The sequence below is a fragment of the Streptomyces sp. W16 genome (genome assembly GCF_033194735.1).
Classification (GTDB): Bacteria; Actinomycetota; Actinomycetes; order Streptomycetales; family Streptomycetaceae; genus Streptomyces.
In genome coordinates this window covers 1-25,270 of sequence record NZ_JAWOAI010000035.1, presented here as the reverse complement: position 1 = coordinate 25,270, position 25,270 = coordinate 1, and the positions used below count along the sequence as shown (strand labels likewise).

At 69.8% G+C, this 25,270-nt stretch carries 24 protein-coding genes and 1 tRNA gene; 9 read left to right on the top strand and 16 right to left on the bottom strand.

Features of this window, described 5'->3' with window-relative positions; all coding sequences use genetic code 11:
- Positions 1-40 precede the first annotated feature (40 nt).
- From R6V09_RS07370 to R6V09_RS07355, 4 genes are all read right to left on the bottom strand, one after another.
- Positions 41-790 carry a transposase family protein gene (locus R6V09_RS07370; RefSeq protein WP_317880526.1) on the bottom strand — a complete coding sequence of 250 codons (750 nt, stop codon included), beginning with the start codon at positions 788-790 and terminating at the stop codon, positions 41-43.
- Between the two features lie 378 nt (positions 791-1,168).
- Positions 1,169-1,242, bottom strand: a tRNA-Pro gene (locus R6V09_RS07365).
- Between the two features lie 54 nt (positions 1,243-1,296).
- Entirely contained in the window at positions 1,297-2,076 is a 780-nt protein-coding gene (locus R6V09_RS07360) for a Pr6Pr family membrane protein (protein WP_317880525.1), read from the bottom strand.
- Positions 2,077-2,167: 91 nt separating this feature from the next.
- Positions 2,168-3,094 carry a metallophosphoesterase gene (locus R6V09_RS07355; protein ID WP_317880524.1) on the bottom strand — a complete coding sequence of 309 codons (927 nt, stop codon included), beginning with the start codon at positions 3,092-3,094 and terminating at the stop codon, positions 2,168-2,170.
- Between the two features lie 103 nt (positions 3,095-3,197).
- Between R6V09_RS07355 and R6V09_RS07350 the strand changes: the two genes are divergently transcribed.
- Positions 3,198-3,665: a GatB/YqeY domain-containing protein gene (locus R6V09_RS07350; RefSeq protein WP_317880523.1), complete on the top strand. Its 468-nt coding sequence runs from the start codon at positions 3,198-3,200 to the stop codon at positions 3,663-3,665.
- A gap of 107 nt (positions 3,666-3,772) precedes the next feature.
- Here the strand turns inward: R6V09_RS07350 and R6V09_RS07345 are convergent, their stop codons facing one another.
- The gene (locus tag R6V09_RS07345) at positions 3,773-6,025 is read right to left on the bottom strand and encodes a transglycosylase domain-containing protein (protein ID WP_317880522.1); all 2,253 of its coding nucleotides are present in this window, start codon (positions 6,023-6,025) and stop codon (positions 3,773-3,775) included.
- A 583-nt stretch (positions 6,026-6,608) separates the two neighbouring features.
- Between R6V09_RS07345 and wblA the strand changes: the two genes are divergently transcribed.
- Positions 6,609-6,947 (top strand): transcriptional regulator WblA, encoded by a 339-nt coding sequence (wblA, locus tag R6V09_RS07340; RefSeq protein ID WP_019063745.1) that lies wholly within the window; start codon positions 6,609-6,611, stop codon positions 6,945-6,947.
- Positions 6,948-7,011: 64 nt separating this feature from the next.
- Here wblA and R6V09_RS07335 read toward each other — a convergent pair whose 3' ends face one another.
- Both R6V09_RS07335 and R6V09_RS07330 read right to left on the bottom strand, forming a co-directional pair.
- On the bottom strand, positions 7,012-8,385 hold the full coding sequence (locus tag R6V09_RS07335) for an ArsA family ATPase (protein ID WP_317880521.1): 1,374 nt from the start codon (positions 8,383-8,385) through the stop codon (positions 7,012-7,014).
- Entirely contained in the window at positions 8,382-9,359 is a 978-nt protein-coding gene (locus R6V09_RS07330; RefSeq protein ID WP_317880520.1) for an ArsA-related P-loop ATPase, read from the bottom strand. Before R6V09_RS07330 ends, R6V09_RS07335 begins: the two co-directional genes overlap by 4 nt.
- 95 nt (positions 9,360-9,454) lie before the next feature.
- Here R6V09_RS07330 and R6V09_RS07325 point away from each other — a divergent pair, with 95 nt between their 5' ends.
- The 4 genes from R6V09_RS07325 to R6V09_RS07310 all read left to right on the top strand — a co-directional run bounded on the left by R6V09_RS07325 (position 9,455) and on the right by R6V09_RS07310 (position 11,860).
- Positions 9,455-9,613 (top strand): DUF4177 domain-containing protein, encoded by a 159-nt coding sequence (locus R6V09_RS07325; RefSeq protein ID WP_019063748.1) that lies wholly within the window; start codon positions 9,455-9,457, stop codon positions 9,611-9,613.
- Positions 9,610-10,077, top strand: coding sequence for a RidA family protein (locus tag R6V09_RS07320; protein WP_317880519.1), 468 nt, complete (start codon positions 9,610-9,612; stop codon positions 10,075-10,077). The genes R6V09_RS07325 and R6V09_RS07320 overlap by 4 nt, the downstream gene beginning before the upstream one ends.
- A gap of 74 nt (positions 10,078-10,151) precedes the next feature.
- Positions 10,152-11,033 (top strand): NUDIX hydrolase, encoded by an 882-nt coding sequence (locus R6V09_RS07315; protein WP_317880518.1) that lies wholly within the window; start codon positions 10,152-10,154, stop codon positions 11,031-11,033.
- Positions 11,030-11,860 carry an MBL fold metallo-hydrolase gene (locus tag R6V09_RS07310; RefSeq protein ID WP_317880517.1) on the top strand — a complete coding sequence of 277 codons (831 nt, stop codon included), beginning with the start codon at positions 11,030-11,032 and terminating at the stop codon, positions 11,858-11,860. Before R6V09_RS07315 ends, R6V09_RS07310 begins: the two co-directional genes overlap by 4 nt.
- Here R6V09_RS07310 and R6V09_RS07305 read toward each other — a convergent pair.
- The 3 genes from R6V09_RS07305 to R6V09_RS07295 all read right to left on the bottom strand — a co-directional run bounded on the left by R6V09_RS07305 (position 11,857) and on the right by R6V09_RS07295 (position 14,570).
- Positions 11,857-12,687, bottom strand: coding sequence for a nucleotidyltransferase domain-containing protein (locus R6V09_RS07305; RefSeq protein WP_317880516.1), 831 nt, complete (start codon positions 12,685-12,687; stop codon positions 11,857-11,859). The genes R6V09_RS07310 and R6V09_RS07305 overlap by 4 nt on opposite strands.
- 59 nt (positions 12,688-12,746) lie before the next feature.
- Positions 12,747-13,811, bottom strand: a complete 1,065-nt coding sequence (locus tag R6V09_RS07300; RefSeq protein WP_317880515.1) for an outer membrane protein assembly factor BamB family protein — start codon at positions 13,809-13,811, stop codon at positions 12,747-12,749.
- An 84-nt stretch (positions 13,812-13,895) separates the two neighbouring features.
- Positions 13,896-14,570, bottom strand: coding sequence for a Crp/Fnr family transcriptional regulator (locus R6V09_RS07295; protein WP_019063754.1), 675 nt, complete (start codon positions 14,568-14,570; stop codon positions 13,896-13,898).
- Between the two features lie 252 nt (positions 14,571-14,822).
- Between R6V09_RS07295 and nth the strand changes: the two genes are divergently transcribed.
- The 3 genes from nth (at position 14,823) to R6V09_RS07280 (ending at position 17,673) form a co-directional block, all read left to right on the top strand.
- Entirely contained in the window at positions 14,823-15,689 is an 867-nt protein-coding gene (nth, locus tag R6V09_RS07290) for an endonuclease III (RefSeq protein ID WP_317880514.1), read from the top strand.
- 75 nt (positions 15,690-15,764) lie between these two features.
- A complete protein-coding gene (locus R6V09_RS07285; RefSeq protein ID WP_317880513.1) occupies positions 15,765-16,460 on the top strand; it encodes an NUDIX hydrolase in 696 nt (231 codons plus the stop codon).
- 13 nt (positions 16,461-16,473) lie between these two features.
- A complete protein-coding gene (locus R6V09_RS07280) occupies positions 16,474-17,673 on the top strand; it encodes a MarP family serine protease (RefSeq protein WP_317880512.1) in 1,200 nt (399 codons plus the stop codon).
- 27 nt (positions 17,674-17,700) lie between these two features.
- On the opposite strand, the gene R6V09_RS07275 is transcribed toward R6V09_RS07280, so the two are convergent.
- The 6 genes from R6V09_RS07275 to R6V09_RS07250 all read right to left on the bottom strand — a co-directional run.
- Positions 17,701-17,880: a hypothetical protein gene (locus R6V09_RS07275; protein ID WP_078623198.1), complete on the bottom strand. Its 180-nt coding sequence runs from the start codon at positions 17,878-17,880 to the stop codon at positions 17,701-17,703.
- 127 nt (positions 17,881-18,007) lie between these two features.
- Positions 18,008-18,958, bottom strand: coding sequence for an alpha/beta fold hydrolase (locus tag R6V09_RS07270; RefSeq protein ID WP_317880511.1), 951 nt, complete (start codon positions 18,956-18,958; stop codon positions 18,008-18,010).
- On the bottom strand, positions 18,955-19,440 hold the full coding sequence (locus R6V09_RS07265) for a phage holin family protein (RefSeq protein WP_317880510.1): 486 nt from the start codon (positions 19,438-19,440) through the stop codon (positions 18,955-18,957). Before R6V09_RS07265 ends, R6V09_RS07270 begins: the two co-directional genes overlap by 4 nt.
- Positions 19,441-19,483: 43 nt before the next feature.
- Complete coding sequence (gene nhaA / locus R6V09_RS07260) at positions 19,484-20,923, bottom strand: Na+/H+ antiporter NhaA (protein WP_317880509.1); 1,440 nt, start codon at positions 20,921-20,923, stop codon at positions 19,484-19,486.
- Positions 20,924-21,114: 191 nt separating this feature from the next.
- Positions 21,115-23,118 carry an acetate--CoA ligase gene (gene acs, locus R6V09_RS07255; protein WP_317880530.1) on the bottom strand — a complete coding sequence of 668 codons (2,004 nt, stop codon included), beginning with the start codon at positions 23,116-23,118 and terminating at the stop codon, positions 21,115-21,117.
- 124 nt (positions 23,119-23,242) lie between these two features.
- Positions 23,243-25,270 (bottom strand): bifunctional SulP family inorganic anion transporter/carbonic anhydrase (locus tag R6V09_RS07250; protein WP_317880508.1); only part of this gene is annotated, 2,028 nt, incomplete at its 5' end.

Below are 25,270 nucleotides of genomic sequence, written 5' to 3'. Positions count from 1 at the left end.
CGTGCCAAGCCGATGTTGTCGAGTTCTTGAGTGAGCCTCTTCAGCGTTGCCGCTCCAGGGTGAGAATGGCTTTGGCGATTGACGTCATGCGGTTGGGGCTGCAGCGGGACCTGCGGAAGATCCGCCAGGACTTCAGGCAGGCCACGCCGCGCTCAACCGGTGCCCGTGCCGCGGTCAGAGCCCGGTTGACGGTCTTCTCGGTAGGGGTGAGTTCCCGCAGGGGCCTGCGTTTGATGCCCGTGGTCAGCCAGGGGCCACCGCCCTGGTAGGCGAGATCGGCCAGGATGGGGACGCCCTGGCGCTCGCAGATGCGGATGATCCGGTGGGTGCGGGCGGCGGTCAGGTCGTGGGAGCGGCCGGGCAGCGCGGGCGAGAGCCACAGCAGCCGGCCGTCCGGATCGGTGACTACCTGCACGTTCACCCCGTGCCGGCGGTGCTTGTGGGAGTAGTCGGCCCGTCCGTCGCCGACCCGGTCGCACTCGGCGAGCGTGCCGTCCAGGAGGACGAAGTCCGGATCCTGCTCGCGTAGGACCTTCAGCAGGCCCGGTGCACGGTCGGCGAGGAGGTCGATGACCGCGCTGGTGTAGGCGTGGGCGGTGGACTCGCTGATCCCGAACCCGGCAGCGACCTGCGCCAGGGTGGTGTGCTCGCGCAGGTACACCAGTGCCACTATCGCGCGCTGGGACGGACGGAGCTTGCACCGGCGGTCACCCTCACGGGTGACGATGAGCATGGTGACCCACTCCACGAGCGCATGTGGCAGGTCGAGTGCGGCAGGATAGATGACCAACGAGGCCCCTGAGCAGCGTGGTTGAGACGTCAGACATCTCGATCAACTGCCCGGGGGCCTCGCTCGTTGCGCTTCACGGACCGTCACCCGATCGGTGGCCCGCTCGAAGAAGCTCAGTGAAGCAGCTTTGCTGCAGGCTCGGCTTCTGAGAGTCGGGCTCGATGAGAAGCTCGACGTCCGCTCCTTCGGTGTTGCGCACCCCGGCGAGGAGCCCCGCGGTCGTGGGGCTGATCGCTGGGTCCGGCCCAAGGAATCCGGGAGCCGCTTGAGAGCCGGATCCCTGACTCGGCTCCCAAATGGCTCCCAAATCGGCCCCCACAACGACTCAGGGACCCGACCCGCTAAGCGGATCAGGCCCCTGACCTGGCGTTGTAACTGTCGGGGTGGCGGGATTTGAACCCACGACCTCTTCGTCCCGAACGAAGCGCGCTGCCAAGCTGCGCTACACCCCGATGTCGCCACTCATCTTGCCGGTGTTGCTGCTCACCGTGGCGACGTCGTTTACTTTAGCCCACCGGTGGCTGGAGACGAAATCCGGTTTTGGCGCGGTGGCGGATCGGGTTGGGGCGGGCGTGGTCGAGGGCCACGAGGAGGACGGAGAGGGCGTAGAAGGCGAGGCCGAGGAGGAGGGCGTTGCCCAGGACGCTCTTGTAGCCGTGCCGTTCCACGTCGAGGAACGAGTAGAGGTAGCGGCCCGGGGTGCCGGCGAGGATCAGCTCGCCCCGGCCCAACGACACCGCCAGGTACGTCAGCGGATACAGCAGCCACGTCGCCGCCATCCGCAGATGCAGTCGGCCGGGTGCGGTCAGGAACAGCCAGTCGATCACCGCCGCGATCGGTGTCACCGTGTGCAGGACCTGGTTCGTCACCGCCTGCCAGCCGCTGACGGGTCCGCCCGTCATCGCGAACGGGCTCGACGCGTGCGTCAGGATCAGGTGGTACACCAGGCCGGTGATCGTGATGTAGAGCAGTGCCGCGCCCGTGACCAGGGGGGAGAGGGGGCGGCGGGCCGTCCAGGCGCGGCGGGCCGTGGCGATCATGATCAGGGCCAGCAGGATGTTGCTCTGGATCGTGAAGTAGGTCAGGACCCTGATCGGGCTGCCGAGGAACAGGTCGGCGGTCACCGCCGCTGCCGCCACGAGTGCGACCAGCAGTCGGTACACGGCCGCCGCCGGGCGACGGTACGGAGCCACCACCGCGGTGGCCGGAACGGGTGAGGCGAGCAGCGCGGGCATGCCGGGTACCGCGGGGAGGTCCGGGATGTCCCTGGGTATCGGAGCGGTCATGCCCTCACGCTAGGCAGAGGGGACGAACCGGGCGATACGGGTGGGCCGCACGAGCTACATGGTCAGCGAGACACCCACGCGCATCGCCTGCCTACTCCCGCCCCACCAAAGTCATCAACGTAGCCTCCGGCGGACAAGCGAACCGCACCGGTGTGTACCGGCTCGTCCCGCATCCCGCCGACACGTGCAGGTACGACGTCCGGCCCTCCGCCGTATGCGTGGAGAGGCCCTTCACGCGGTCCGTGTCGAGGTCGCAGTTGGTCACCAGGGCGCCGTAGAACGGGATGCAGAGCTGGCCGCCGTGTGTGTGGCCGCCGAGGATCAGGGGGTAGCCGTCGGCGGCGAACGCGTCCAGCGCCCGTAGGTACGGCGCGTGCACCACGGCCATCGAGAAGTCGGCGTCGTCCGACGGGCCGCCCGCCACGCGCGCGTACCGGTCGCGCTTGATGTGCGGGTCGTCGAGGCCGGTCAGTTCCACCGACGCGCCCTCGATCTTCAGCGTGCCGCGCGTGTTGGTCAGGTTGAGCCAGCCCGCCGCGTCGAAGCCGTCCCGCAGGTCCTCCCACGGGTTGTGGACGGCTCCTACGACGGGCGGGTTGCCGTTCAGACCGTGGCGGCCCGCGGTCTTTTCGAACAGGTACCGGGCGGGGTTGCGGGGCGTGGGGCCGTAGTAGTCGTTGGAGCCGAAGACGTACGCGCCCGGGAACTCCATCAGCGGGCCGAGCGAGTCCAGGACCTCCGGGACGGCCTCGGGGTCGGAGAGGTTGTCGCCGGTGTTGATCACGAAGTCGGGGCGCAGGCCCGCCATGGAGCGCAGCCAGCGCTGCTTCTTGCGCTGGCCGCCGACCATGTGGATGTCGGAGACCTGGAGGACTCTGAGCGGGCGCATGCCGGCGGGCAGCACCGGGACCGTCACCCGGCGCAGCCGGAAGGAGCGGACCTCGAAGCCCGCCGCGTAGACCAGACCGGCGGCGCCGGCCGCCGCAATTCCCAGAGGTACTCCGTATCGCGCGCGCATGCCTCCATCGTGTCAGACCCCACTGACACGCCTGACACCCCGTCGGCCAGGGCCCGGTAAATCGGCGGGCGCAGCCGGTTGCGCACCTGCGAGAATCAAACCCATGACCACCACGCTCAAGTCGAAGCTGCAGGAAGACCTCAACACCGCGATCAAGGCGCACGACAAGCTGCGTTCCTCCACGCTCCGGCTGACGCTCGCCGCGATCACCAAGGAGGAGGTCGCGGGCAAGCAGAAGCGCGAGCTCTCCGACGACGAGGTCCTCAAGGTGATCACCAAGGAGGCGAAGAAGCGCCGCGAGGCCGCGGACGCCTTCGCGCAGGGTGGTCGTCCCGAGTCGGCCGCGCAGGAGAAGGCGGAGGGCGAGGTCCTCGCCGAGTACCTGCCCAAGCAGCTCGGTGACGAGGAGCTGACCGCGATCGTCTCCCAGGCCGTCGAGGAGGCGAAGGCGGCCGGTGCCGAGGGGCCGCGCGCCATGGGTGCCGTCATGAAGATCGTGAACCCGAAGGTGGCCGGACTGGCCGAGGGCGGTCGCGTCGCCGCCGTGGTGAAGAAGCTGCTCGCCGGCTGACCCATGCCCACAGACAGCAGTGCCTCTACGACGACGGGGGCGCCCCTTCCACAAGGGGCGCCCCCGTCGTCGTAGACGAAGCGCACGAACTACCGGCAGCCGGGCTGCTATCCCCGGTTGCCGCCGTTCCCGTTGCCGTTGTTGCCGCCGTCCGTCGTGCCCTGGATGAAGCCGTCCGGGAGGGAGAACGTCGGGGTCGGGGTGGAGGTGCCGCCGTCCGTCGTGCCGCCGTTGTCGTCACCGCCGTTGTCGCCGTTCTTGCCGCCGTCGTTGTTGCCCTTGTCCTTGACGGGGTCGGGGATGTTGACGAGCGTGAAGTTCTCGACCTGCTTGCCCTCCAGGGCGCCGGACATGGCGTCCTTCCAGATCGGGCCGGGGGTGTCGGCGCCGTAGACCTCGGCGTGGTAGACGCCGCCGATCCGGATGTTGGTCATCTCGACGTTCTGCTTGGCGCTGCCGACCCAGACCGCGCCGGCGAGGTTCGGGGTATAGCCGACGAACCAGGCGTTCTTGCGGGAGTCCGTCGTACCCGTCTTACCGGCGCTCTCGCGGTCGGTGAGGCCGGCCTCCTGGCCGGTGCCGGAGTCGACCACGCCGCGCAGCACGGTGTTGACGGTGTCGGCGGTCTTCTTGCTCATCGCCCGCGAGCAGGTGGACTTGGGGACGGCGAGCGACTTCTGTTCGTTGCCCACCTTCTGGGTGATGGACTCGATGGCGATGGGCGTGCAGTAGGTGCCCTCGTTGGCGAAGGTCGCGTACGCGGAGGCCATCGTCAGCGGCGAGAGGCCCTTGGAGCCGAGCGCGATGGCCGGGACCTCGGGGATCTTGTCGCCGTTGCCCTGCACGACGCCGAGCTTGTTGGTCATGCTCACCACGGGGCACAGACCGATGTCGGAGATCATCTGCACGAAGTAGGTGTTGACCGACTTGGCCATCGCCTCCTTCAGCGCGTACGGACCGTGTTCCGACTCGCTCTCGTTCTCCACCGTCGCGCCGCCCGTGTTGACCCAGTTCTTGCCGCTGCAGGTCGAGACGGGGCTCGGGTAGTTCATCGAGTACGGCGACGGGTACTGCTGGGTGGCCGGCAGGCCCTGCTCCAGTGCCGCCGCCGCGACGAACGGCTTGAACGTCGAACCGGTCGGGAAGCCGAAGTTCGAGCCGCCCATGTCGGCGTTGACCGAGTAGTTGTACTCCGTCTCGTTCTTGCCGTAGCCGTACGGCTTCGACTGTCCCATCCCGAGGATCTTGCCGGTGCCGGGCTCGACGAGGGTGGCCGCCGCGGCGACCGAGTCCGACTTGTAGATGTGGTCCTTGAGCGAGGCCTGCACCGAGGCCTGCGCCTGCGGGTCCAGGGTCGTACGGATCGTCAGGCCGCCCTGGTTCCAGATCTTGGCGCGGGCTTCCTTGGTCTTGCCGAAGACCGGGTCGCTCAGGAAGACCTTCTCGACGTACTTGCAGAAGAAGCTGGCGCCCTTGACCGCGGTGATGCAGCCGTTCTTCGGCTGGCTGACCTTGAGGCCGAGGTCGGTCTTCTCGGCCGCCAGGGCCTCCGCCTTGGAGATGTCGCCGACCTCGGCCATGCGGGCCAGCACGGTGTTGCGGCGCTTCTTGGCCTCGGCCTCGTCGTTGATCGGGTCGTAGCGCGTGGGCGACTGGACGATGCCCGCGAGGAGCGCCGACTGCTGGAGGTTCAGGTCCTTGGCGTGCTTGGAGAAGTAGCGCTCGGACGCGGCCTCGACGCCGTAGGCCTGCTCTCCGAAGAAGGTGATGTTCAGGTAGTTCTCAAGGATCTTCTTCTTGCCGAGCTTTTCCTCGATCTGGATCGCGTACTTCAGTTCCTTGACCTTGCGGCCCAGCGTCTGCTGAGTGGCCTCGGCGACCTTCGTCGGGTCGTCGCCGGCCTCCTCGACGAAGTAGTTCTTCACCAGTTGCTGCGTGAGCGTGGAGGCGCCCTGGGAGACGCCACCGCTCTGCGCGTTCTTGTTCAGGGCGCGCAGGACGCCCTTGAGGTCGATCGCGCCGTGCTGGTAGAAGCGCGAGTCCTCGATCGCCACGATCGCCTTCTGCATGTACGGCGAGATGTCCTTGAGCTCCACCACCGTGCGGTCACGGGAGTAGACCGAGGCCAGCTGGTTGCCCTTGCTGTCCAGGATCGTGGTGCGCTGGCTCAGCTGAGGGCTCTTCAGGCTGTCCGGGATGTCGTCGAACCCCTGGACCGAGCCCTTGGCCGCGAGCCCCAGCGCTCCGGCCGCGGGCAACGCGATTCCGGCCATGACGGCACCGGCGAGCACACTGACACCGAGGAACTTGGTGGCCTGCTGCAGAGGGGACAGACCACCACCCGAGCGCTTTTTTGGCATGGGGGCAGCCTAATCCCTCACCTGGGGCGTCCCGAGGGAGCAGGTGAGTCTCGGGATGTTCGGGTGCGGGATCGTGACATCCATGGGTGGGCGCCTTGTCGTAGGCAGTGGCATCAACGGCTCTACGACCGCGCCGTGAACGGCGGCTCGTCCCGAGAACATGACGGCACGGCAACATGAGCCGTCTACGTTCTCATTCGCCGGACACGTGTATAGGCCTTGGCCTAAGCTGCTCTCAACTGTCACAGCAGAGCGGTCACGTATCAATACGTCCGGCGACCCCGAATCGTTCCGGTCGTTCCCTGTTTTTTTGTGGGAGGCGTGTCCGAATCCGCCTCCTGTGTCACCCGGCGTCCGTTGTGACGCAAGACAACTGTCCCGGTCTGCCGGGAAAGTCACGTATGTCGCGGGCTCACTCCCCCGGGTGATCTGCCGCTTACGCATAGTCCGTTCGGGCCATTCAAGATTGGGCCCGAAGGGGGTGTTGCGCTGTGCCCACCTTCCGTAACGTCCTCAACTGGCGGCGGTGAATATGCCGCTGCCGCCGTGGGGGAGCCTCGATTCGGGAGAGGACGGCGCCGGTATGGGCTGGGTTACCGACTGGAGTGCGCAGGCGGCCTGCCGCACTACCGATCCGGATGAACTGTTCGTTCAAGGAGCAGCGCAGAACAGGGCGAAGGCAGTGTGCACCGGATGTCCGGTACGCACGGAGTGCCTCGCCGATGCGCTCGACAACCGCGTCGAATTCGGCGTGTGGGGAGGAATGACGGAGCGGGAGCGCCGCGCACTGCTGCGCAGGCGGCCCACTGTCACTTCATGGCGCCGGCTACTGGAGACCGCGCGCATCGAGTACGAGCGAGGGGTCGGCATCATCCCCCTCGACGACGACGAGATCTACGAGAACTACGCGGCGGTGGGCTGACTCCCACCGGTCCCTTCGGAGCCGACCTCGGGCGATCCCCGGGGTACGCGCCCGGAGGTCCGCGTCAGACCGTCGTCTCGGGCAGCTCCGGCCGACCGGCCGCGAGCCTGTTCCCGATGTCCCGCAGCCCCGCGAGGTCGTGCACGTCGCCGGGCAGCGCGGCCACTTCGGCGACGGCCACCTCGGGGTGGCGCGCGGTGAAGCGGTCGCGTGTGCGCTGCTCGCGGGAGAGCAGCCGCATCCGGTCGGCGTGCAGTCTGAGCAGGCCTGCGGTGAGTCGGTCGACGGATGGCTCGTCGTCGGGTCGCTTGTCGGCGGGGCGCTCGTCGTCCGTGGCGGCGGGGGAGCCTTCGTCACGAGCTGCTGCCCGGGAACCGGGAGATCCGGTACCGGAAGATTCTGAACTGCCGTACGTGTCGGGAGAGTTACGAAGTCCAGCTTTCCCGCCCACCTGATCGACAATGCGGGACTCCTCAAGATTTTCCGCGGCGGCGAGTGCCCGCTCGGCCGACAACCGGGCGGCTCCGCTGCCGTGCACCCGGTTGAGCACCAGGCCGGCCAGCGGCATGTCCTCGGCCGCCAGCCGCTCCACGAAGTACGCGGCCTCCCGCAGCGCGTCCCGCTCCGGGGCCGCGACCACCAGGAACGCCGTGCCGGGCGCCTGCAGCAGCTTGTACGTCGCGTCCGCGCGGGTGCGGAAACCGCCGAAGGTGGTGTCCATCGCGCCGATGAACGTCTGGATGTCCTTGAGGAGTTGACCCCCGAGCAGCTTGCCGAGGGTGCCGGTCATCATCGACATGCCGACGTTGAGGAACTTCATGCCGGCCCGGCCGCCCAGCTTCGCGGGCGCGGTCAGCAGCCGGATCAGCTTGCCGTCCAGGAACGAGCCGAGACGTTTCGGCGCGTCCAGGAAGTCCAGGGCCGAGCGGGACGGCGGGGTGTCCACCACGATCAGGTCCCAGTCGTGCTGGGCGCGCAACTGGCCCAGCTTCTCCATCGCCATGTACTCCTGCGTGCCCGCGAAGCCCGCCGAGAGCGACTGGTAGAAGGGGTTGTTCAGGATCGCGGCGGCCCGCTCGCGGTCCGCGTGCGCTTCGACGATCTCGTCGAAGGTGCGCTTCATGTCGAGCATCATGGCGTGCAGTTCGCCGTCCCCGTCGACGTCCTTCACCCGCCGCGGGGTGTTGTCCAGCGAGTCGATGCCCATGGACTGGGCGAGCCGCCGGGCCGGGTCGATGGTCAGGACGACGACCCTGCGGCCCCGCTCGGCGGCCCGCAGTCCGAGCGCCGCCGCGGTGGTCGTCTTGCCGACCCCGCCCGAGCCGCAGCACACCACGATCCGGGTCTCCGGGTCGTCGAGCAGCGGGTCGACGTCGAGCACGCGCGCGGAGGACAGCCGACGGGCGCCGTCGCGCCCCTGCTCCTGGTCCGGGCTCATGACATCCCCTGCTTCCGCAGCTCGGTGGCGAGTTCGTACAGGCCCGCCAGGTCCAAGCCCTCGGCGAGCAACGGCAGTTCGTGCAACGGCAGGTCCAGCGCGCCGAGCACGGCCCGCTGGTCGTGCTCCAGGGCGTACCGCGCGGCGTACTCCCCGGCCTGCGCGAGCAGCGGGTCCACCAGCTTCTCGGCGTTTCCGCCGCGCCGCGCCCCGCCGAGCCCGGCGGCCGACAGCGACTGCGCGACGGCGGTGCGCGGCACGGCCCGTACGAGATCCAGGTCGGCCGCGTCCAGTACCTCGGGCCGCACCATGTTCACGATGATCCGGCCCACCGGCAGCCGCGCCGCCCGGAGTTCGGCGATGCCGTCGGCGGTCTCCTGGACGGGCATCTCCTCCAGGAGTGTCACCAGGTGCACCTCCGTCTCAGGGGACTTCAGCACCCGCATCACCGCCTGCGCCTGATTGTGTATCGGGCCGATCTTGGCGAGCCCGGCGACCTCGTCGTTGACGTTCAGGAAGCGGGTGATGCGGCCGGTCGGCGGGGCGTCCATCACGACGTAGTCGTAGGCGAACCGCCCGCTCTTGTCCTTGCGCCGTACGGCCTCGCACGCCTTGCCGGTCAGGAGTACGTCCCTGAGGCCGGGCGCGACCGTGGTGGCGAAGTCGATCGCGCCGAGTTTCTTCAGGGCGCGGCCCGCGCTGCCCAGTTTGTAGAACATCTGGAGGTAGTCCAGAAGGGCCAGTTCGGGGTCGATGGCCAGCGCGTACACCTCCCCGCCCCCGGGAGCGACGGCGATCTTCCGCTCCTCATAGGGCAGCGTCTCCGTCTCGAAGAGCTGCGCGATGCCCTGGCGACCCTCGACCTCGACGAGAAGCGTCCGCTTCCCCTCGGTGGCCAGGGCCAGCGCGAGGGCCGCGGCCACCGTGGTCTTGCCGGTACCGCCCTTGCCACTGACGACCTGGAGCCTGCTCACGTCTTCGAGCCTAACCAGTCCGCGCCCGAACCAAGCGGGAGGCTGTGGATAACGCGACCACAGACGGTCGGTTCGCAGCGGCTAAAGTCGGCCGCATGACCAAGTGGGAATACTCGACTGTGCCGCTGCTCGTCCACGCCACGAAGCAGATTCTGGACACCTGGGGCGAGGACGGCTGGGAGCTCGTCCAGGTCGTGCCCGGGCCGAACAACCCCGAGCAGCTGGTGGCCTACCTCAAGCGGGAGAAGGCATGAGCGCCGTCGACGCCCGGCTGGCCGAACTCGGCCTGACCCTGCCGGCGGTCGTCCCGCCGCTCGCCGCGTACCAGCCCGCCGTGCAGTCCGGGGTGTACGTCTACACCTCCGGCCAACTGCCCATGGTGGACGGCAAGCTTCCGGTCACCGGCAAGGTGGGCGGCGAGGTCACCGCGGAGGAGGCCAAGGAGCTGGCCCGCACCTGCGCGCTGAACGCCCTCGCCGCCGTCAAGTCCGTCACCGGTGACCTGGACCGCATCGCCCGCGTGGTGAAGGTCGTCGGCTTCGTCGCCTCCGCCTCCGACTTCACCGGCCAGCCCGGCGTGATCAACGGCGCCAGCGAACTGCTCGGCGAGGTCCTCGGCGACAAGGGCGTGCACGCGCGCAGCGCGGTCGGCGTGGCGGTGCTGCCGCTGGACTCGCCGGTCGAGGTCGAGATCCAGGTGGAGCTGACCCAGGCGTAGCCACCGTGTTCGCCGTCCTGGAGTGCACGTTGTTGCCTCTCGAACATCCGCGCACTACGGGATAGCCTCCGCCCATGGCGAACGGTCAGTGGTTTCCGGCGGAGTGGCCCGAGCGCATCCGCGCGCTCGCGGAGGGCGTGCTCACGCCGGTCGTGCCCAGGCGGGCGGCCACGGTGATGCTCCTGAAGGACACCGACAGCGGCCCCGCCGTCCACATGCTGCGCAGACGCGCCTCCATGGCCTTCGCCGGGGGCGCGTACGCGTACCCGGGCGGCGGCGTCGACCCGCGCGACGACGACCGTCACGTCCGCTGGGCGGGCCCCACGCGCGCGTGGTGGGCGAACCGGCTGGGCGTCGACGAGACGGCCGCCCAGGCGATCGTGTGCGCGGCCGTACGCGAGACGTACGAGGAGGCGGGCGTCCTGCTCGCCGGACCCACCCCCGACTCCGTGGTCGGCGACACCACGGGCGAGGCCTGGGAGACGGATCGCGCCGCCCTGGTCGCCCGTGACCTGTCCTTCGCCGAGTTCCTCGACCGCCGGGGTCTGGTCCTGCGCTCCGACCTGCTGGGCGCGTGGGCCCGCTGGATCACTCCGGAGTTCGAGACCCGCCGTTATGACACCTGGTTCTTCGTGGCGGTCCTTCCGGAGGGGCAGCGCACCCGCAACGCGTCCACGGAGGCCGACCACACGGTGTGGATCGCCCCCGGCGAGGCGGCGACCGCGTACGACAAGGGCGAGCTCACGATGATGCCGCCGACCATCGCGACCCTGCGCCAGCTGATCCCCTGCGCCGGTGCGGCCGAGGCGCTGGCGTCGGCCCCGGAGCGCGATCTGACGCCCGTCCTCGCCCAAGCCCGTCTGGAGGCCGACGGGATCGTCCTGTCCTGGCCGGGCCACGAGGAGTTCACCAAGCACATCCCGACCGACCTCTCGACCGGTGGAGCCTCCCCATGACCGACGCAGCCGCCCTCCCCGGCCAGCCACGGGGCGGGGTCCTCACCGGCCCCGCCACCGCGCGTGCCGTCAACGTCCTCGCGCCCAACGCGTCCGCGATGACCCTGGACGGCACGAACACCTGGATCGTCGCCGAGCCCGACTCCGAGCTGGCCGTGGTCATCGACCCGGGCCCCTTGGACGAGGGGCATCTGCGCAACGTCGTCGACACCGCCGAGAAGGCGGGCAAGCGGATCGCCCTGACCCTGCTCACGCACGGACACCCCGACCACGCGGAAGGCGCCGTCCGCTTCGCCGAGCTGACGGACACGAAGGTCCGCGCGCTGGACCCGGCACTGCGCCTCGGGGACGAGGGCCTGGCCGCCGGGAACGCCATCCGGGTCGGTGGCCTGGAACTGGTCGTCGTGTCGACGCCCGGGCACACAGGGGACTCCCTGTGCTTCCATCTCCCGGCCGATCAGGCCGTCCTGACCGGGGACACCGTCCTGGGGCGCGGTACGACCGTGGTGGCGCATCCTGACGGCCGCCTGGGCGACTACCTGGACTCGCTGCGGCGGCTGCGCTCGCTCACGGTCGACGACGGCGTCCACACGGTCCTGCCGGGCCACGGACCGGTCCTGGACGACGCCCAGGGCGCCGTCGAGTTCTACCTCGCCCATCGTGCCCACCGGCTCGCCCAGATCGAGACGGCCGTGGAGAACGGCTACCAGAGCCCGGCCGAGGTCGTCGCCCATGTGTACGCGGACGTCGACCGCTCACTGTGGCCGGCGGCGGAACTGTCCGTACGCGCCCAGCTGGACTACCTGAGGGAACACGGCCTCATCTAGGCGATGCCGTCCGGGCGCGGTGCCTTCACGCCGTGCACGCGCGCGTACTCGTCGGCCAGCCACGGGCCGAGATCATCGACGTACGACCGCAGGACGTCCGCGTCTCCCGTCGGCTCGTGTCCGAGGACGGCCGCCGTGCGCAGCTCCTGCGCCCGCCCCGGGTAGTAGGCGCCGAACGCCTCGGCCATCTCCCCGAGGTCGCTGGTCCAGCCGTTCCAGCGGGGCATGACCAGAGTGAAGCCGGTGCGGACCAGGTGCCGGGACATGAAGCGGACGAGGGGTCTACGGGCCTCGTCCGCGTCCGGGGCGGACGCGATCCGCTCACGCCAGCGGGGGAGCAGCAGCGCCAGGTCGCCGTTGGTCTCCCGGGCGAGCAGCGAGTCCGGGCGGTAGCGGGGCAGGTACTCGGCGAGGTCGTCGCCGAGCAGCGGTGTGCACAGGCACGCGACGAACCACCCCAGGTCGTACGCCTCCGGCTCGCTCAGCAGCCGTGCCCGGCCGTACAGGAGGGTGCCGACCCCGTCGATCTCCGGGAACTCCTTGTCGAGCGCCTCGCCGAGGCTCCGGGCCGCGTCCTGGTCCTCCTCGGTCGGCTCCTGCCGGGTCGCCACGAGCAGGTCCAGATCGCTGCGTCCCACGCGCGCGGTGCCGCGCGGGATCGACCCGTAGAGGTACGCGCTGTCGAGGCATCCCCCGTAGACGTCGAGCAGCCGGTCCCGCGCGGCGGCGACGACCGGCCGGAAGACGTCCGGGACGCGCCCCAGGGAGCCCTCGCGCTCGATGTGTCCCTGGGCGTCCAGCCCTCTGCGGTCAACGGTTGTGGCCATGGGATCACTGTGCCCGGACACGGGCTCCTGGGCGGCCGTTTTCCGACTGCTGAACGGGTTCATCTCCAGCGGAACACGCGCAGCCGCCGAATGTCCCCGGCACTCCCGCAGCTCACCGCGATCAGCTCACCGGCGGCAGCGGCGAACGGCCGGATGGCGCCGCGCCCGCTCAGTCTGCGCCGGGCCACGACCCGGCCGTCGGCGGGATCGAGCACGCTGAGCCGATTGGCGTACCGGTGCAGGACCAGCAGCCAGCCGCGGTGGGCGAGCACGACGGCCTCTTCGTACCGCCACCCCTTGGTGTGCCACTCCCACAGGAGCTCGCCCGAGGAGGTGGAGTACGCCCCCACCCGGACACCCTTGTCCCGGTAGGTCTCGTCGGCGGGTACCAGCTGTACGGCGAGGACGTCACCGGCCGCGGCGACCTGCTTGCCGAACTTCTCGCAGTCGTCCGGCAGTTGGAGCGTCACAGTGTCCTTCCTGACGGCGTCCAGGACGAGCAGCCGGGGTCTGCCGCGCGCACCGCGGGCCTCCAGGTGTGCCACGAAGGGCCGTGCGCTGATGGCGGACGCGTTCTGGACGCGCCGGTCTCGAAGCGTGTGCTTGTACCGGATCCGGCCCGTGTCCACGTCGAGGGTGCACAGCGTCACCTCGTCCCCGTTCCAGAACTCGTCCGTCTTCCAAGACACGACGGCCGCCGCGACGAGGCCTCCGCCGAGGGCCACGTCGGACGGGAGGTACCCGAGCGGTTCCGCGTCCTGCTCCCGCTGCCGTACGACCTCGCCCGTGTCGACGGCCAGCGAGGTGAGGCCGACGCGTTCCACGTCGAGGAGCCCGTCGTCGTGGTGCAGCACCACCCCCACGCCGTCCGTGGTGTCCGCGGACACCAGCCCGACGACCTGTTCGCCGGGTGGCCGCCAGGTCCACAGCGGCTCGCCCGTGGTCACCCGGTAGGCCTGCACACGGTCGAAACGGGCGACGGCGACCGTGTCGCCCGTCAGCCACAGGCCCAGCGGCTTTCCGCCCGCTTCACCCTTCTCGTACGGCGTCCGCCACAGCCGGCGTACCGATCTGCGCCACCAGGCGTGCGTCCAGACCGACTCCGGTGCCTTGTCCTCGTTCATCCCCACCCCTTGGGTCCCCACCCGGCGATACCTGAAGGGCCCCGCCGTAGCAGGGCCCTTCAGTAAGAAGACGTGCGATTCGATTCAGCGCGAGCGCTTCGCCAGCCGCTCCACGTCCAGCAGGATCACCGCGCGGGCCTCCAGGCGCAGCCAGCCGCGGCCCGCGAAGTCGGCGAGCGCCTTGTTGACCGTCTCGCGGGACGCGCCGACCAGCTGGGCCAGCTCCTCCTGCGTCAGATCGTGCACCACGTGGATGCCCTCCTCGGACTGCACGCCGAAGCGGCGGGAGAGGTCCAGCAGGGCGCGGGCCACGCGGCCGGGGACGTCCGAGAAGACCAGGTCGGACATCGCGTCGTTGGTCTTGCGCAGGCGGCGGGCGACCGCGCGCAGCAGCGCGGAGGCCACCTCGGGGCGGGCGCTCAGCCAGGGCTGGAGGTCGCCGTGGCCCAGGCCCAGCAGCTTGACCTCGGTCAGCGCGCTGGCGGTGGCCGTGCGCGGGCCCGGGTCGAACAGCGACAGCTCGCCGATCAGCTCGCCGGGGCCGAGGACGGCCAGCATGTTCTCGCGGCCGTCGGGGGAGGTGCGGTGGAGCTTCACCTTGCCCTCGGTGACCACGTAGAGCCGGTCGCCCGGGTCGCCCTCGTGAAAGAGCGAGTCCCCGCGCGCGAGGGTCACCTCACTCATGGAGGCGCGCAGCTCCGCGGCCTGATCGTCATCGAGCGCCGCGAAGAGCGGGGCGCGCCGCAGAACGTCGTCCACGAGTTCTCTCCTTGTCGACCTGCTCAGGGGATGGTGCTCCCCCTTGGTACCAGGGGACCGTGCTCCCCATTTTGCCGGACCGTCCAAACAGTGTGATCTGTCACAAGGATGCCGCACTGGTGTCCCGAGGTAAGCGGCAGGGGTCCAATTGGGGGCTGATCTTCGGGGTCCGGGGCGGATGTCAGTGGCGGGCTCTAGGCTGGCCGGGTGTCCAAATCGCCGGTGAGAGCACAGGCCAAGGGGGCTGGGCGGATGGTTGTACCTCGTGATTCCGCCGTGGGCGAACAGAGCCCTGACGGCGGCAAGAAAGCGGCAAAGGGGGTAAAACGGGTGGCTGCTGTGAAGGGTGAGTCGCACACGGCCCTCGTCCGCCGTGCCCGCCGGATCAACCGCGAGCTGGCCGAGATCTATCCGTACGCCCACCCGGAGCTCGACTTCGAGAACCCCTTCCAGCTCGTGGTCGCCACGGTCCTGTCGGCCCAGACCACCGACCTCAGGGTCAACCAGACGACGCCGGCCCTGTTCGCCAAGTACCCGACCCCCGAGGACCTCGCTGCCGCCGACCCGGAGCAGGTCGAGGAGATCCTCCGGCCGACCGGGTTCTTCCGGGCCAAGACGAAGTCGGTGATAGGGCTTTCCAAGGCCCTGGTGGCCGACTTCGGCGGCGAGGTGCCCGGCCGGCTCGAAGACCTCGTCAAGCTGCCCGGCGTCGGCCGCAAGACCGCCTTCGTGGTGCTCGGCAATGCCTTCGGGCGCCCCGGCATCACCGTGGACACGCACTTCCAGCGGCTCGTACGGCGCTGGAAGTGGACCGAGGCGACCGAGCCCGACAAGATCGAGGCCGCCGTGGGAGCGCTCTTCCCGAAGAGCGACTGGACGATGCTCTCGCACCACGTGATCTTCCACGGCCGCCGGATCTGCCACGCCCGCAAACCCGCCTGCGGCGCCTGCCCCATCGCCCCGCTCTGCCCGGCGTACGGCGAGGGCGAGACCGACCCGGAGAAGGCGAAGAAGCTGCTCAAGTACGAGAAGGGCGGCTATCCCGGCCAGCGCCTGAACCCTCCGCAGGCCTATCTGGACGCGGGCGGCAAACCGGCGCCGCCCCTGGGATCGGCATGACGACGGCAGCGGGGGCCGGATGACGGAACGATCTCGGAGGTATCGGGCGTTGATCAGTGTGAACGGGGGTGGGGGATGACGCGCGCGAGCAATGCCCAGAGCGTGGGGCTCAGCAAGGAGGGCCTGCCGGGCTGGCTGGACCCGGTGGTGCACGCGGTGGAGACGGTCGAGCCGCTCCAGCTGAGCCGGTTCCTGCCGCCGGAGGACGGGGCGGGCCGGCAGTCGGCGGTGCTGATCCTGTTCGGCGAGGGGGACGGCGAGCGCGGGCCCGAGCTGCTGCTCATGGAGCGGTCGAGTTCGCTGCGCTCCCATGCGGGGCAGCCGTCCTTCCCGGGTGGCGCCCTCGACCCCGAGGACGGCGACCCGACGGGCGACGGCCCGCTGCGGGCCGCTCTCCGCGAGGCCGAGGAGGAGACCGGGCTCGACCCCGCCGGAGTGCAGCTCTTCGGGGTGCTGCCCAAGCTGTACATCCCGGTGAGCGGCTTCGTGGTGACGCCGGTGCTGGGCTGGTGGCGGGAGCCGACACCGGTCGGCGTGGTCGACCCGAACGAGACGGCGCGCGTGTTCACGGTCCCCGTGGCGGATCTCACGGATCCGGCCAACAGGGTCACGGTCTCGCACCCCAGCGGCTTCCTGGGTCCGGCATTTCTGGTCGAATCGGCACTTGTCTGGGGTTTCACGGCCGGAGTCATCGACCGTCTGCTGCACTACGCGGGCTGGGAGCGACCCTGGGACCGCGAGAAGCAGGTCCCCCTCGACTGGCGGTCATGACAAGGTGTCCGTCGTGAATGTGCTGGACATCCTGCTGCTGGTCGCCGCCGTGTGGTTCGCGATCGTGGGCTATCGCCAGGGGTTCGTCGTCGGCATCCTGTCGGTGATCGGCTTCCTGGGCGGCGGCCTGGTCGCCGTCTACACGCTGCCCGTCATCTGGGACGCGCTGACCGACAAGTCGGAGGTCAGCACCACCGCGGCCGTCGTCGCGGTGATCATCGTCATCGTCTGCGCCTCCGTCGGCCAGGCCCTGACCACCCACCTCGGCAACAAGCTGCGCCGGTACATCACCTGGTCCCCGGCCCGCGCCCTGGACGCGACCGGCGGCGCCCTCGTCAACGTCCTCGCGATGCTCCTGGTGGCCTGGCTGATCGGCTCGGCGCTGGCCGGCACCACCCTGCCGACGCTCGGCAAGGAGGTCCGCAGCTCCAAAGTGCTGCTGGGGGTGTCCCGGGCGCTGCCCGCGCAGGCCGACACCTGGTTCGCGGACTTCTCCTCGGTCCTCGCGCAGAACGGCTTCCCGCAGGTCTTCAGCCCGTTCGCGAACGAGCCGATCAACGACGTCCAGCCGCCCGACCCGGCCCTCGCCTCCAGCGCGGTCGCCACCCGCGCCCAGCAGTCCATCGTCAAGGTCATGGGCACAGCCCAGAGCTGCGGCAAGGTTCTGGAGGGCAGCGGCTTCGTCTTCGGCGACCGCCGTGTCATGACCAACGCGCACGTCGTGGGCGGCGTCGACGAACCCACCGTCCAGATAGGCGGCGTGGGCCGCAAGTACGACGCCAAGGTCGTCCTCTACGACTGGCACCGCGACATCGCCGTACTCGACGTACCGGACCTGAAGGCGCGCTCCCTGCAGTTCGCCACCAAGGACGCGGACAGCGGCAACGGCGCGATCGTCGCCGGCTTCCCGGAGAACGGGTCGTACGACGTCCGGGCCGCACGCGTGCGTGGCCGCATCACGGCCAGCGGCCCGGACATCTACCACCGCGGCACGGTCCGCCGCGATGTGTACTCGCTCTACGCGACCGTCCGCCAGGGCAACTCCGGCGGCCCGCTGCTCACGCCCGAGGGCAAGGTGTACGGCGTGGTCTTCGCGAAGTCCCTCGACGACCCCGACACCGGGTACGCGCTCACCGCAGACGAGATCCGGGCGGACATCGTCAAGGGGCGCAGTGCCAACGAGCAGGTGGACAGCGACAGTTGCGCGTTGTGATCGGTGTGCGCTGTAAGAGGTGGTGCGTCAGCCGCGTGGGTGACGCAGCCGTACCGAGACCCAGCGGGCCCGGCGGCGCAGAATGCGCGGGATCCCCACCCTGAGGTCTGTGCCCTGGAGTTGCGGGGCGCCCCGTTGGTGGGAGCTCAGACCGTGGTCCGAGCGGCGGTTGCGTGCTGCGTCACTGTAGTCGTGCGTCCAGCCCATACCCCGACCTCTGCCCCTGCCCCAAGGTCGATAACCACCCCTTGGGTCCCCAATTGGCGTATGCGCGGGGCAAGTGGCCGTTCGTAGTACAGGTGTTCAGATCCGGATACCGGGCGCAGTGAAGCGGTCACCGATCGGGTTCGGGGTCTTTCAGCCAGTTGACCAGTTCCGTCGAGAAGACCACCGGGTCCTCCTCGTGCGGGAAGTGCCCGAGACCGTCGAACAGCCGCCAGCGGTACGGCGCTTCGACGTACTCCCCGGATCCCGCCGCGCTGCGGGTGCGGAGCACCGGGTCGAGCGAGCCGTGCAGATGCAGCGTCGGCACCCGCACCGGGCGCTTCATGCGCCGGTTGAACTGGATGCCGTCCGGGCGCGCCATCGACCGCACCATCCAGCGGTACGGCTCGATCGAGCAGTGCGCGGTCGACGGGATCAGCATCGCCCGCCGGTACGCCTCGATCGCCTCGTCGTCCGGCAGGCTCGGGCCCGACCAGTCACGGATCAGCTTGCCCACCAACTCGGCGTCCTCGGCCAGGAGTTGGCGCTCGGGGAGCCAGGGGCGCTGGAACCCCCAGATGTAGGAACTCGCGGTCGACTGCCTGACGTCGGAGAGCATCGCCGAGCGCCAGCGCCGGGGGTGCGGCATCGAGGAGACGGCCAGCCGGCGCACCAGCTTGGGGCGCATCGCGGCGGCCGTCCACGCGAGATAGCCGCCGAGGTCGTGGCCGACGAGTGCGGCGTCCGGCTCGCCGAGGGAGCGGATCACGCCGGTGATGTCGAGGGCGAGGTTGGCGGGGTCGTAGCCGCGCGGGGTGCGGTCGCTGCCGCCGACGCCCCGCAGGTCCATGGCGACGGCTCGGAACCCGGCGTCGGCCAGCGCGCCGAGCTGGTGCCGCCAGGTCCACCAGAACTGGGGGAAGCCGTGCAGCAGCAGCACCAGCGGTCCGTCGCCCACCTCCGCGATGTGGAAGCGGGCGCCGTTGGCCGCGACATCCCGATGGGTCACCTCGCGCCCGCCGGGAATGTCGAGCCGTACGACCGAAGCAGGTTGCGCCCAAGGATTGGCGGGGTCCGTCATGAGGACGAGCGTGCCACAGCCTCGATGGCTTCGGGGACACGGTCCTCGATCGCCGCGCGCGGATGCGGCTTCGCGTTGCCCAGGACCCCGGCGGTCTCCTTGACCGAAGCGGCCACCTTCTGCGGGCCCTTGCTCTTGGCGGCCTTCTTGAAGAAGAGCACGCCCACCAGCCCGAGGACGATGGCGACGAGCACATTCGCCCCGAAGGAGATCAGGAAGCACCACCCGAGGCCCAGGCCGGTCCAGGCCTGAACGCCGTACGCCAGCGCGAAGTTGAGCATCGGCAGGGAGAACAGCAGTACGACTGCGGCGACCGTGAACGCGCCGCCGCCCACCGCCCCGCGCTTGACGTCCTGCTTGAGCTGCGCCTTGGCCAGTGCGATCTCGTCGTGCACCAGCGCGGACATCTCGGTCGTCGCCGAGGCGAACAGCTGGCCGATGCTGCGTTCGGCGCCGACCGGGCTGCCGTCGGGTGCGCTCATCGCGTACTCCCTCTTCCCCATGTGTTTGTACCGTCTGGTCAGATCATGCCGGACCGTCGTTGTCCTCGCCTGCCCCGCCCGCCACTTCGGCAAGCCCGCGCCGCTGCTCGGCGGCCTTCTCCTCGGCGATCCTGCGGTGCTCGGTGGCCTTGCGGTCGTGGAGTTCGGCCATGCGCAGGTGGTACGCCGGGTCGTCCTGCTCGTAGATGTCGGGGATGCCGTCGAGATCCTCGTCGCGCTCCTCGTCCTCGTACATCCTGCGGTACCGGGCGTTGCGCAGCTTGAGCAACACGGTCGCGCACAGGGCCGCGATCAGGGAGCCCACGAGTACGGCCGCCTTGACCTCGTCGGTGAGCACCTGGTCGCCGTCGAACGCGAGTTCCCCGATGAGCAGCGACACGGTGAAGCCGATGCCGGCCAGCGAGGCGACCGCGAACACGTCCGGCCAGGCGAGGTCGTCGCTGAGCGAGGCCCGGGTGAAACGGGCCGTCAGCCAGGTCCCGCCGAAGATTCCGACCGCCTTGCCGACGACCAGTCCGAGGACCACGCCGAGCGTCTCGGGCTTCGTGAATACGTCGCCCAGGGCGCCGCCCGAGATGGCAACTCCCGCGCTGAACAGCGCGAACAGCGGCACCGCGAGGCCCGCCGACAGGGGCCGTACAAGATGTTCGACGTGCTCGCCGGGGGAGTGCTTCTCGTCCTCGCGGGTGGTGCAGCGCAGCATCAGGCCCATCGCGACACCGGCGATGGTGGCGTGGACGCCGCTGTTGTACATCAGCCCCCAGATGAGGAGTGCGAGCGGGACGTAGACGTACCAGCCGCGCACGCCCTTGCGCAGCAGCAGCCAGAAGACGGCCAGGCCTACGGCCGCCCCGGCGAGCGCCACGAAGTCGATCCGGGCGGTGAAGAAGATCGCGATGATCAGGATCGCGAACAGGTCGTCGACGACGGCGAGGGTGAGCAGGAAGGCGCGCAGGGCGCTCGGCAGGGAGGTGCCGATGACCGCGAGGACGGCGAGCGCGAAGGCGATGTCGGTGGCGGTCGGCACCGCCCAGCCCTGGAGGGCGCCGCCGCCGGTGAGGCTGGTGAGCGTGTAGACGAGTGCCGGTACGGCCATCCCGCACAGGGCCGCGACGACGGGCAGCGCGGCGGCCTTGGGGTCTCGCAGGTCGCCGGCGACGAGTTCGCGCTTCAGCTCGATGCCGGCGACGAAGAAGAAGACGGCGAGGAGGCCGTCGGCGGCCCAGTGGGCGATCGAGAGGTTCAGGCCGAGGGCGGCAGGGCCCAGGTGGAAGTGGCTGACGCTTTCGTAGCTGTCGTGCAGGGCGGGGACGTTCGCCCAGATCAGCGCGGTGACCGCGGCGATCAGGAGGAGGACACCGCCGACGGTCTCGGTGCGCAGCGCCTCCGCGACGAAGTTCCGCTCGGGCAGGGACAGTCGTCCGAGCACCTTGCGGGGGGCGGTGGGGCGGGGCGCGGTCACGGAGACCTCCGGTGGGTGGGCAGCACAGAGCACTCGCCGACCAGACTTCCCGGCACACCTTGGCGCGTCTTTGACGCTTTGCTTAGTTTACCTAAGGTGCGACGGAACGGGTCCTACGGATCTCACGTTATGCGCGAAAGGGGCGCCCGGCGCGTTCGCTGCCGGGCGCCCCTGACGGACGTATGGGCTGGTCAGTCCTCGCTCGGCGCCGCCGGGAGCTTCTCCTGGATCAACGTCATGACGGTGGAGTCGGTCAGGGTCGTGACATCGCCGAGCTGACGGTTCTCCGCCACGTCACGCAGCAGACGGCGCATGATCTTGCCGGAGCGGGTCTTCGGCAGCTCGGCCACCGGGAGGACCCGCTTGGGCTTGGCGATCGGGCCGAGGACGGCGCCGACGTGGTTGCGCAGGTCGCTGACGAGGTTCTCGTCCTCGGCGTTCGCGGTGCCGCGCAGGATGACGAACGCGACGATCGCCTGCCCGGTCGTCTCGTCGGCAGCGCCGACCACGGCCGCCTCGGCGACGGACGGGTGGGAGACGAGCGCCGACTCGACCTCGGTGGTGGAGATGTTGTGCCCGGACACGAGCATCACGTCGTCCACGCGGCCCAGCAGCCAGATGTCGCCGTCGTCGTCCTTCTTCGCGCCGTCACCGGCGAAGTACCTGCCCGGGAACCGCGACCAGTACGTGTCGAGGAACCGCTGGTCGTCGCCCCAGATGGTGCGCAGCATCGACGGCCACGGCTCGGTGAGGACCAGGTAGCCGCCACCGCCGTTCGGTACCTCGTTGGCCTCGTCGTCGACGACGGTTGCAGAGATGCCGGGCAGCGGGGTCTGCGCGGAACCGGGCTTGGTCTCGGTCACGCCCGGCAGCGGCGAGATCATCATCGCGCCGGTCTCGGTCTGCCACCAGGTGTCCACGATGGGGGTCTTGTCGGCGCCGATGTGCTTGCGGTACCAGATCCACGCCTCGGGGTTGATGGGTTCGCCGACCGAGCCCAGGATGCGCAGGGAGGACAGGTCGAACTTCGCGGGGATGTCGTCGCCCCACTTCATGAACGTACGGATCGCGGTCGGCGCCGTGTAGAGGATGGTCACCCCGTACTTCTGGATGATCTCCCAGAAGCGACCCTGGTGCGGGGTGTCCGGGGTGCCCTCGTACATGACCTGCGTCGCGCCGTTGGCGAGCGGGCCGTAGACGATGTACGAGTGCCCGGTGACCCAGCCGACGTCGGCCGTGCACCAGTAGACGTCGGTCTCCGGCTTGAGGTCGAAGACCGCGTGGTGGGTGTAGGCGGCCTGGGTGAGATAGCCGCCGGAGGTGTGCAGGATGCCCTTGGGCTTACCCGTAGTACCGGAGGTGTAGAGGATGAACAGCGGCTGCTCCGCCTCGAACGCCTCGGGTGTGTGCTCCGCCGACTGCCGGTCGACGATCTCGTGCCACCACACGTCCCGCTCGTCCTTCCACGCGACGTCCTGGCCCGTACGGCGGACCACGAGCACGTGCTCGACACCGCTGTCCGGGCGGTCGACCGCGTCGTCCACGGCCGGCTTGAGCGCGGACGGCTTGCCGCGCCGCCAGCCGCCGTCCGTGGTGATGACGACCTTGGCGTCCGCGTCCTGGATACGGGTCGCGAGCGCGTCCGCCGAGAAGCCGCCGAACACCACCGAGTGCGCGGCGCCGATGCGTGCGCAGGCCAGCATCGCGACCGCGGTCTCCGGGATCATCGGCATGTAGACGGCGACCCGGTCGCCCTTCTGAACTCCCAGCTCCAGCAGGGCGTTCGCGGCCTTGGAGACCTCGTCCTTCAGCTCGGCGTAGGTGATCGCGCGGCTGTCGCCGGGCTCGCCCTCGAAGTGGATGGCGACCCGGTCGCCGTTGCCCGCCTCGACGTGCCGGTCCACGCAGTTGTACGCCACGTTGAGCGAGCCGTCCTTGAACCACTTGGCGAACGGCGGGTTCGACCAGTCCAGCGTCTCGCTCGGTTCCTTGGCCCAGCTCAGGCGGCGGGCCTGCGCGGCCCAGAAGCCGAGCCGGTCAGCCTTGGCCTGCTCATACGCCTCCGCCGTGACATTGGCGTGCGCCGCCAGGTCCGCGGGGGGTGCGAACCTGCGCTCTTCCTTGAGCAGGTTGGCCAGGCTTTCGTTGCTCACGGCATCTGCCTTTCCCAGGGTGTCCGTTGTGTCCCGGGCCAGCTCATCAGACCCGGGGGTCCGATGACAAGGGTCGCCGAAATATTGGTTTAGACCTGTCATCGGACCTGCGGGTGACGCGGGTGGCAGGGGTCTTACGTACCCACGGACGCCGGGTGAACGAGGTTCAGGCCGACAGGTCCGCCACCCCCACTCCGTCGAACGACTGCTCCCCGTCCTCTTCGGTCAGCAAGTACGCCTGTGCCTCACCGACATGGAAGTACATCCCGTGCAGCTCCAAGTCCCCCTCCCGCAGGGCTCGCGCCACCGACTCGTGCCCCCGCAGGTGCTCCAACTGCTGCACCACATTGGTCAGACACAGCTGCTCCACGGCGTCGGCGGGCGCCCTTGTGGCCAACCGCGCCCAGGGCCGGTTGTCGTCGGCCATCCGCTCCAGGCTCGGCCGCCCGTGCCGCAGCCACCGCTTGAGCGGCGAACGGGCTTCTCCGGGCTGGGAGTTGAGCAGCGCCTGCATGGCCCCGCACCCGGAGTGCCCGCACACCGTGATCGATCTCACTCGCAGCACGTCCACCGCGTACTCGATCGCCGCCGCCACCGAGTCGTCGCCGCTCTCCTCGCCGGGCGGCGGTACGAGGTTGCCCACGTTCCGCACGACGAACAGGTCGCCGGGACCACTGGAGGTGATCATCGACGTGACCAGCCGCGAGTCGGCACAGGTCAGGAAGAGCTGCGAAGGCTGCTGCCCTTCCCTGGCCAGCCGGGCCAGCTCACCTCGCACGAGGGGTGCGGTGTTGCGCTGGAACGCGCTGATGCCACGGGCGAGTTGATGGCCGCCGGGGCCGGGGTGGGTTCCGGCGCCGGTGCCGCTCGGTGTGGCGGTGTCGGGTGCGGGACGGTCTGTCGACTCGCCCGGGTGTCCGCTCGGCGGGGCGGACTGCGGGTGGTCGCACTGGTGGTTGCGCCAGGGCGTCCAGGGGTGGCAGCGGCAGGCGGTCGACGCCGTCGGCTCGCCGGTCGGGGTGGGATCGCCTCCGGTGCGGCCGGGTTCGGCGTGACGGACTCCCGCTCGCCGCCCGGTCAGCTCGACGGAACCGCCCTGCGCGATGTGCGCGTTCTGCCAGTCCTGCAGTGACTCGTACGCCGCGTGGTCCATGAACGAACCGTCCAACTCCACGACAACGTGGGCGCCCTGGGGTACGAGATGCAGGGTGCGGCTGAGCCGCGGCACCGCGAGGAACGTCAACTGCCCTCGGACGTGTACGTGATGGACTCCTTCCTTCTCGTCGTGCGTGATGCGGGTGTGGGCAAGGCGGTTGAGCGCGACGGCGACGGCCACGGTCACCCCGAGGAGCACGCCCTCCAGGACACCGAGGAAGACCACGCCGAGGGTGGTGACGGCGTAGACCAGCACTTCTCGGTGGCGGGTCACCGTGCGGATGTGGTGCAGGGACACCATCTGGATGCCGACGGCCATCACCAGTGCGGCGAGCGAAGCGAGGGGAATCAGCTCCAGCACCGGGACCATCAGCAGCGCGGCAATCACTACGAGAACGCCGTGCAGCATCGTGGAGTTCCGGCTCACGGCACCTGCTTGCACATTCGCCGAACTCCGTACGGCCACCCCCGCGACCGGCAGTCCGCCGAGCGCGCCGGAGACGATGTTGGCGGCACCTTGGCCCAGCAGTTCGCGGTTCAGGTCGGAGCGGCCGACGCGGGCGGAGAGCCCGGGCTGCCCGGCGACCAGCTTGTCCACGGCGACCGCGCCGAGCAGTGACTGCACGCTGCACACCAGCGTGGTGGTGAGGACGGCGGCGGCGATGCCGAGCACCGGGCCCTCGGGAAGTCCGGCCAGCGCGTGGCTGCTCCAGGACGGCAGGTCGACCTTGGCCAGGCTCAGCCCGGCGAGGGAGGCGGTGGCGGTGGCCCCGGCAACGGCGACGAGCGCGGCCGGGATCTTGCGCATCAGATGCCCGAGCCGGCCGGGAACACGCGGCCACAGCAGCAGAAGGGCCAGCGTCAGCACGCTCATCGCCACGTCGGCCGGGTGCAGGTCGGCCAACTGGGCGGGCAGGGCGCGGAGGTTGGCGAGGACCGAGCTCTGCGGGGTGCCGCCAAGGACGATGTGCAGCTGGGCGACGGCGATGGTGACGCCGATGCCGGCGAGCATTCCGTGCACGATCGCGGGGCTGACGGC

Excerpts from the sequence above, each read along its gene's own strand:
- R6V09_RS07360 (WP_317880525.1), bottom strand. The coding sequence starts at position 2,076 with ATGACCGCTCCGATACCCAGGGACATCCCGGACCTCCCCGCGGTACCC.
- R6V09_RS07355 (WP_317880524.1), bottom strand. The coding sequence starts at position 3,094 with ATGCGCGCGCGATACGGAGTACCTCTGGGAATTGCGGCGGCCGGCGCC.
- R6V09_RS07350 (WP_317880523.1), top strand. The coding sequence starts at position 3,198 with ATGACCACCACGCTCAAGTCGAAGCTGCAGGAAGACCTCAACACCGCG.
- R6V09_RS07345 (WP_317880522.1), bottom strand. The coding sequence starts at position 6,025 with ATGCCAAAAAAGCGCTCGGGTGGTGGTCTGTCCCCTCTGCAGCAGGCC.
- wblA (WP_019063745.1), top strand. The coding sequence starts at position 6,609 with ATGGGCTGGGTTACCGACTGGAGTGCGCAGGCGGCCTGCCGCACTACC.
- R6V09_RS07335 (WP_317880521.1), bottom strand. The coding sequence starts at position 8,385 with ATGAGCCCGGACCAGGAGCAGGGGCGCGACGGCGCCCGTCGGCTGTCC.
- R6V09_RS07325 (WP_019063748.1), top strand. The coding sequence starts at position 9,455 with ATGACCAAGTGGGAATACTCGACTGTGCCGCTGCTCGTCCACGCCACG.
- R6V09_RS07320 (WP_317880519.1), top strand. The coding sequence starts at position 9,610 with ATGAGCGCCGTCGACGCCCGGCTGGCCGAACTCGGCCTGACCCTGCCG.
- R6V09_RS07315 (WP_317880518.1), top strand. The coding sequence starts at position 10,152 with ATGGCGAACGGTCAGTGGTTTCCGGCGGAGTGGCCCGAGCGCATCCGC.
- R6V09_RS07310 (WP_317880517.1), top strand. The coding sequence starts at position 11,030 with ATGACCGACGCAGCCGCCCTCCCCGGCCAGCCACGGGGCGGGGTCCTC.
- R6V09_RS07305 (WP_317880516.1), bottom strand. The coding sequence starts at position 12,687 with ATGGCCACAACCGTTGACCGCAGAGGGCTGGACGCCCAGGGACACATC.
- R6V09_RS07300 (WP_317880515.1), bottom strand. The coding sequence starts at position 13,811 with ATGAACGAGGACAAGGCACCGGAGTCGGTCTGGACGCACGCCTGGTGG.
- nth (WP_317880514.1), top strand. The coding sequence starts at position 14,823 with ATGGTTGTACCTCGTGATTCCGCCGTGGGCGAACAGAGCCCTGACGGC.
- R6V09_RS07285 (WP_317880513.1), top strand. The coding sequence starts at position 15,765 with ATGACGCGCGCGAGCAATGCCCAGAGCGTGGGGCTCAGCAAGGAGGGC.
- R6V09_RS07275 (WP_078623198.1), bottom strand. The coding sequence starts at position 17,880 with ATGGGCTGGACGCACGACTACAGTGACGCAGCACGCAACCGCCGCTCG.
- R6V09_RS07270 (WP_317880511.1), bottom strand. The coding sequence starts at position 18,958 with ATGACGGACCCCGCCAATCCTTGGGCGCAACCTGCTTCGGTCGTACGG.
- R6V09_RS07265 (WP_317880510.1), bottom strand. The coding sequence starts at position 19,440 with ATGAGCGCACCCGACGGCAGCCCGGTCGGCGCCGAACGCAGCATCGGC.